Raw genomic sequence first — 6,702 nt, forward strand, 5'->3', positions numbered from 1 at the left:
TTAGTCATCATTAGCGTCCTGCTCGATGCTGGAGCTGCCAGCAATTGGCAGTATCATGAACCAGAAACCGGACTAGTGTTTCGCCGTTCCGAAGGATTAGCCGTTGCTAGTTTCCGCATGTTCTGTCAGGGAGCTTTCTCCAGCGACCCAGACCTACCTTGGCAAGTCGATGCCAAAGGACTTCAATCCTTGAGTGCCCACCACTTAGCCCAGGGATTCCAGGTCAGTCAAACCAATCCACTCATAGGCATAGAGGGTAGGCTAGCCTTACTACAGCGCTTAGGGCAATCCCTAGCTATTATACCACAGATGTTTGGCAAAGTCAATCCTCGTCCTGGCAACTTAGTAAATTACTTGGTAAATGACTTGGTAAATTACCACTGGCTAGATCAGTTGCAGGTTACCAAGGGATTGCAGCTTAGCAACTTAAACCTTGAAAGTTGCCAAGACAACCAAAGCTGGGTCAAGCCACTTACAGATTCACAACCTCCCCAGGAACAACCTGCAACTTGTCAACCAGCTAACCTACAACCTGGCAACCAACAACCTGCAACCTGTGAACCTGCCAACCTTCTGAGTGCCACTAACCTATTCAGCACCGTCCTCGAAGGATTAGGGGATATTTGGCCAAAACGAGAATCAATAGCGGGGGTCAACTTAGGGGATGTGTGGCAACATTCTGCTCTCAAAGGGGATAACTATGGTTCCGAGTATGTACCATTTCACAAACTCTCCCAGTGGTTAACTTACTCCCTATTAGAGCCATTGCAGGAACTGGGTTTAGAGATTACTGAACTTGAGCAGTTGACCGGCCTAGCAGAATATCGAAATGGGGGCTTATGTTTAGATCTAGGATTACTAGAAGTCAAGGATAGCGCTATTTTACAACAGTCTCACTTACCCAGCTCCGAAGTGATTATTGAGTGGCGAGCACTCACCGTTAGTTTGCTAGATCAAATAGCAGGAACTATTCGTCAACAACTGAACCTGAGTGCTACTGAATTGCCACTAGTAAAAGTTTTACAAGGAGGAACTTGGACAGCAGGACGTAGAATTGCTGCTCAATTAAGACCAGGAGGCTCTTCCCCGATTCAGATAGAAAGTGATGGCACAGTCTTTTGACAAAATTTGACCTGCTCAATTGGGTACTCAAGTCTAGTTGGGTGATCTAGTAGTTGGTTCAGTTACCCATTACCCATTACCCATTACCCATTACCCCTTACCCCTTACCCCTTACCCTCAATAGCCTTTTTTCGTTCTTCGAGGATACTGCGAATGGAAGCTGTATCCAGAATTCCCATCACTACACCGTTGTCACTAACCACAGGTAGCTGATCTAGCTGCTCTTTCTCCATAATTTTTACAACCTCTAACAGGGAATGGTCTGATTGAACAGTTTTAAAAGTCTTAACAGACTTCATCAGTGCTCTTACTGGAGTCACCGGCCAATTAGAGGTAGGAACAGTTTTGATATCATCGACTATCACAACTCCTAGCAGTTGGCCCGCTTCATCAGTTACTACAAACTTGCGCCACTGATTTTTACCGATAATGTACTCGTTGGCAAACTCCCTTAGAGACAAATCAGCGAATACAATTGGGCTGTTGGCAATGATCGCATCTTCTGCTGTCAACCCATCGAGCTGGTCTTGAACCATAGCAGATTGGGCAGACATGCCAGCATTTTGCAGCAAGAACAAACCAATTAAGGCAAACCAGATGCCATTAAAGCTACCATAAAGTAGGATTGGAAGCACTCCATAAATAATTCCTCCCCAACCAAAGAACTGACCAACACGGCTAGCAAATAACACACCTTTGTGTGGGTTGTCCGTAACTTGCCAAACCAGTGCCTTCAGGATGTTACCCCCATCTAGGGGTAAGCCAGGAATTAAGTTGAACAATGCTAAAGCCAAATTGATGGAGGCGAGGAGTCCAACAATTGATGCCAATGAACTAGCTAGATTAGCATTAGCCTGAACGGCATATAGTAGAGCAAATAGTAGCAAACTAACAGCTGGACCAGCAATCGCAACTAAGAACGCCTCTAGTGGACTTTTTGATTCTTTCTCCAGGCTAGCTAGACCACCAAATAGGAAGAGAGTGATAGATTTAACCTCAATTCCCTGCTGAATCGCTACAAAACTGTGTCCTAGTTCATGAGCTAAGACAGAGGCAAATAACAAAAGTGCAGTCACAAATCCTAAAAACCATGGCAAAACACCGCTCAATCCTGAAAAATTTGTTAAGTCACCTCCGAAATCAAAGGTGACTAAAGCTAGGACTAGAAACCAGCTTGGATTCACATAAAAGGGAATCCCAAATAAATTCCCAACACGAATACTGCCGTTCATGCAGACTACCTCAAACTCTCCTAAGACGTTTTTTTATACCAAGTTGGCTTCTAAGGTAGTAGATAGGTTATGGTTCATAGTTAACATTTCATGAAAAATAGTTCATGAAAAATAGATCATGATACCATTGCCAGTTATCCTTGGCAGTAAAGGGTTTATCGCTTTTGCCAATCAACAATCAACCAAGAGCAATGAACAATTAACCTACCTGAAGGCAACTCGATAGTAGTTTCGTCTTTCATGGTTCTATCGTAACGAAATGTAAAAGATTTGCCGATTGCTAAAATGCCGTAAAATCCGTCCACGCTTAGTGCGGTTTTAGGAATGCAGGTGGTTTGACCCCTCTCTGTTTCCATCGGCATAATAAAATTAAGCACCGCTCTTAGCTCAAGCGTGTTTAGAGCAACATCTTCTTTAAGCACTACCCCCCTTCCTACTAGTAAAACTGACTAAACGATGTCCGTCTTTCAAACCAAAAGCACCCACTCTTACAACCAACAAGACATCCAGCAAATCCTCAATCTAGCCCTGGCACGTCAGGAAATGGTTGAAGAATTTTCCCGTGAACAGTTGGTGGAAATTGCTTCAGAATTAGGGATTTCAATCCACACTCTCTTGGAAGCAGAACGAGAATGGCTAGCCCAACAACAAGAACAGCAAAAACGTCATGAATTCAATAGCTACCGACGTAGCCAATTCAAAAAAAGTTTTGGAAAATTTGTAATCGTTAATAGTTTTTTATTGGCGATTAATCTAATTAACGTTGGTTTTAACTTTGCTGCCCTGTCTTGGTCTTTATATATTTTCTTGTTCTGGGGTTTGTGGATAGCACTCAGAGCCTGGAATACTTATCAAGTACAGGGCGATGACTACGAAAGAGCTTTCCAAAAATGGAAACTTCAAAACCAGGTCAAACAGATAGCCCAATCAACTTATTCTAGTCTCAAAAACTGGATTCAAGACCAAGGACTAACTACTAAGGACTAACATAAATAATTTGAGCTAAATCGCTCATCAACAATGTTTCTTCCTGAATATCTCCTAAAGCATGAGCCACTGCGATCGCTTTTTCATAAAAAGCCCGAGCTTCCAACAAGTTACCAGTGTCTTGATATAACTGGGCAAACAACTTTAGAGCAACAAGCTCTTCACGGCGATTGTTTTGTTCTTGTGCCAAAGCCAGATATTCCTTCAGTGCTTTCACCGCTTGCCGATTCTTACCTGTAGCGATATGGGTTAACGCTATACCCTTAATAGCACGAATCTGATTGAACACATTGTCAACTTTCTCAGCCAGTATCTGGGCAATGCGGTAAGAATACAAAGCATCTTTTTCCCGTCTAGCGGCGAGATAGGCATCTCCCAAGTTATTCCGGATATTCGTCTCACCCAACTTATCCCGAGAGCGACGCCGTAAAACTAGGGCAGCTTCATACCACTTAATCGCCTCGGGATAATTTCCCCCTTGAGCTGCCACTAAGCCTAAATTATTCAGACTCAACCCTTCACCGTCATCATCCTTAATAGTACGGGAAATGGTCAGTGCTTCCGTAAAAGCTTCCTGAGCCGCTTTGAGGTTTCTCGTTTGCAGCAATAATATTCCAATATTATTTATACTATAAATCTGTGGCTGAAAACTTTGTTGAGAACGGGCAGCACCCAAGCCTCGGCGCAAGGCTCGCTCTGCATCTTGATAGCGTCCCAACTTGGCGTAAGTCTGACCTAGGGAATTGTAAGTCTTACCCAATCCCTCAAAGTCACCAATTTGCTGATAAATTTCTCCCGCTTGGGACAAATACGCGATCGCTTCGTTCAAGTTACCACTCTGTTTGGCCAGCTCTGACTGTTCCAGGAAAAAATCTGCCCGATTTCTTGCTCTGCGGTCACTACGATTGTCTAAAGGGATTGCCAGTTGTTGGTCGATGCTCCGAGTCTGACCCCAAGCCATAGGGCTAGCCAACATTACCAAGGGAATAAAGGCTAGCGCTATGATTCCGGAAAGACTAGTCAGCAACCTGCTACGATTCGCCATACCAAAAGACTCCGTTTGATCAACGTTTCTGCTATTGTTGAACCTATAATCAAAGTACCCCGATCAAGGGTGCAAACTAACCGCCCCTTATTCACTCAAAACCGGTACTGCAAATAGATCAGATTCTTCTCGATTCTTGGCTTCGACCCCCAGATAGACCACCCTAATATCATCGGGTAAAGCAGCTTCCAACAATTCATAGCCTTCTTGAAGTTCTTTTCTCACCTCAGCTGGAGTAATCATTTCTCCCTCCGCTTGCAGATAAGCCGCAATTCGCGTTTCACTCCAGTGAAAGGTCTGAGCCATGATTACCATCAACCGCACCGCTGGTGGCAGCTGTTCCAATGCCATTTCCAGATAACACCACAAGGGTGGTGGTGCTACCTTCAGGTTATAGTGAATAGATTCCACTGGTGGCAAGTCGGCCTGGTTAATACAAACCGCCGTTAGGTTTATAATCTGGTTTTGGAAGGACGTTGACTCTAGTCCATAATCCTCCCGCAAATCCATGCCACCCAGTTCGTGATAGATGTGACGCCAAGTCAGAGCAAATAGATATTCCGCCTGTACAGGCGATCGCGCTGAGTGGCGCACTAATGTATAGACAATAGGACTGTAGCGACAGAAAATTGCTGTAAAGTACTTCCCTTCAGACCGATGACGCTGAAACAAAGTCAGCAATTCCTGATCACTATGATGAAACAGTGATTTAATAAGTGGATGCTTAGATTCAGGAAAATTGGGAATTTGCACAATCTTTCAATAAAACCTGTAATTAGGAGAATTAGAGAGGTGCCCTTGACCTTAGGGAATTTAATTCGCCACAGGTCGCACCTGTAGATGCATCCTGATCTCACCACAACCCCCTCGTGTTGAGAAAGGGGAAATGCCGATGATTAACTGGCATTGGAGTTGATCAATCTCCAAACCTAGTATCCTAGGTCTGGACTAGACCTCAAGATGAAGGAGATGGATGCCGATACCAAGTCTACAACCTGTGGTGCTCCGATGCTCCTTCAGTTGAAGCTAAAATTGAGAAAAAGCGTTCGCGTAGCGTGGCCCAAAGGCCATCGCCAAGGTGCGCGCCTCCAAGGCCGTGAGGGATTGCTCACGGCCTTGGGTCGCACCTCAATGTCTGATGGTAATAATATTACCTACGATTGGACAAAAAGTTCATAAGGACCTTTAAACTAATTTATCCAGTTGCTAACTCTGTTTAAGTTTATGATTCTATCAGTTGATATTATTTCCTGGCTAACTTCGCCCCTGCCTCTTGGCGCATTTTTACCCTCTTTGCCTTTAGATAGCCTGTTTTCCACTCAAGGTATCATGGTGATGCTCCTAGGGGCCTATGCCTTTGCCATGTGGATGTTTTTGACCAGCGCTCCAAAAGTTCACACCATCATGGTGTCTGATTTGGCAATAGCGCGACAGTTTTATGAAGGCTTGCTAGAGTTATCCGCAGCAGAAGTCCCCCTACATTACTACTATAATTACGAGCAAACCATGGGGAGTACCAGCATTGACCCCCTATATATGTCAACCAATCTGGGAACCACCCAAGCGACCCAGTTCAGTGGTGCTGATGGGCTATGGTACCAGTTAAAGAAGAATACCCAGCTCCACGTGATTTCCGGAGCTAGCTTGGGCAATAAAAACCAACAACGTCACGTGTGCTTTGACCATGAGTGCTTGGATCAAGTTTTGATGCTGGTGCAGATGAGACGGCTGAAATACAAAGTGCGCACCCTCAAGCCCCTGAACTTTTTGGTCAAGGATGTGGACGATCGTGTAATTGAACTGGCAGAAGTTTCTAATTAGCGGTTAAATCAATAATGGTGAGTTAATCAGGGATTAGGCGGGTAACAATTGCGCGTAGCGCACCAGCCTAAGGTTTTACGCCTAATCACATTTACCAAAAATTTTGGGTAATCGCGCCCCGTCCTTATAGGACGGCTTTCTTTTTAAGTTAAAACTTGACAGTTTTCGCACTGCGTGTTATTATAAAAGTATAAACAAGAAACCAAAAACTAGATAAATACTATCTAATCATAAGTAGACAACGTAAAAAATATGTAAGAGATACATATTGCGTAATTTGGTCTAACGACTTAAACGTCTATGAAAAAAAATTAGATAAAAAAAGTATCTATCTATATGTAAAAAAAAGGTAAGGTACGGTGGGGCACACCGAAACCTAGATCTATAATATCTAAACTCTTATGGAGAATTGTCCTCTACCTTTCCTGGTTCCGACCTGGTTTGGCAAGACAGCTCGTTGAAGTAAGAATCCCCGTCCTTATAGGACGGGGAGTG

Annotated in this window: 8 protein-coding genes; 4 read left to right on the forward strand and 4 right to left on the reverse strand. The window is 44.0% G+C overall.

What is annotated here, in order from left to right; all coding sequences use genetic code 11:
- On the forward strand, positions 1-1,122 hold a 1,122-nt coding region (locus F6K20_RS19010), incomplete at its 5' end, for a DUF1688 family protein (RefSeq protein ID WP_287295645.1).
- A gap of 104 nt (positions 1,123-1,226) precedes the next feature.
- Here the strand turns inward: F6K20_RS19010 and F6K20_RS19015 are convergent.
- Both F6K20_RS19015 and F6K20_RS19020 read right to left on the reverse strand, forming a co-directional pair.
- Positions 1,227-2,354 carry a site-2 protease family protein gene (locus F6K20_RS19015; protein ID WP_287295646.1) on the reverse strand — a complete coding sequence of 376 codons (1,128 nt, stop codon included), beginning with the start codon at positions 2,352-2,354 and terminating at the stop codon, positions 1,227-1,229.
- A gap of 155 nt (positions 2,355-2,509) precedes the next feature.
- A complete protein-coding gene (locus tag F6K20_RS19020; protein ID WP_008189267.1) occupies positions 2,510-2,776 on the reverse strand; it encodes a hypothetical protein in 267 nt (88 codons plus the stop codon).
- A gap of 34 nt (positions 2,777-2,810) precedes the next feature.
- Here F6K20_RS19020 and F6K20_RS19025 point away from each other — a divergent pair, with 34 nt between their 5' ends.
- Positions 2,811-3,341 carry a 2TM domain-containing protein gene (locus F6K20_RS19025; protein ID WP_008189265.1) on the forward strand — a complete coding sequence of 177 codons (531 nt, stop codon included), beginning with the start codon at positions 2,811-2,813 and terminating at the stop codon, positions 3,339-3,341.
- On the opposite strand, the gene F6K20_RS19030 is transcribed toward F6K20_RS19025, so the two are convergent.
- Together F6K20_RS19030 and F6K20_RS19035 are read right to left on the reverse strand one after the other, a co-directional pair.
- A complete protein-coding gene (locus tag F6K20_RS19030; protein WP_287295648.1) occupies positions 3,331-4,386 on the reverse strand; it encodes a tetratricopeptide repeat protein in 1,056 nt (351 codons plus the stop codon). The genes F6K20_RS19025 and F6K20_RS19030 overlap by 11 nt on opposite strands.
- Before the next feature lie 87 nt (positions 4,387-4,473).
- On the reverse strand, positions 4,474-5,139 hold the full coding sequence (locus F6K20_RS19035; protein WP_287295650.1) for a sigma-70 family RNA polymerase sigma factor: 666 nt from the start codon (positions 5,137-5,139) through the stop codon (positions 4,474-4,476).
- 207 nt (positions 5,140-5,346) lie between these two features.
- Here F6K20_RS19035 and F6K20_RS19040 point away from each other — a divergent pair, with 207 nt between their 5' ends.
- Both F6K20_RS19040 and F6K20_RS19045 read left to right on the forward strand, forming a co-directional pair.
- Entirely contained in the window at positions 5,347-5,565 is a 219-nt protein-coding gene (locus F6K20_RS19040) for a hypothetical protein (RefSeq protein WP_008189258.1), read from the forward strand.
- 45 nt (positions 5,566-5,610) lie between these two features.
- Positions 5,611-6,207: a hypothetical protein gene (locus tag F6K20_RS19045; RefSeq protein WP_008189255.1), complete on the forward strand. Its 597-nt coding sequence runs from the start codon at positions 5,611-5,613 to the stop codon at positions 6,205-6,207.
- The last annotated feature ends 495 nt before the right edge of the window (positions 6,208-6,702 follow it).

This window comes from Moorena sp. SIO2C4 (assembly GCF_010672485.1).
Lineage (GTDB): Bacteria > Cyanobacteriota > Cyanobacteriia > Cyanobacteriales > Coleofasciculaceae > Moorena > Moorena producens.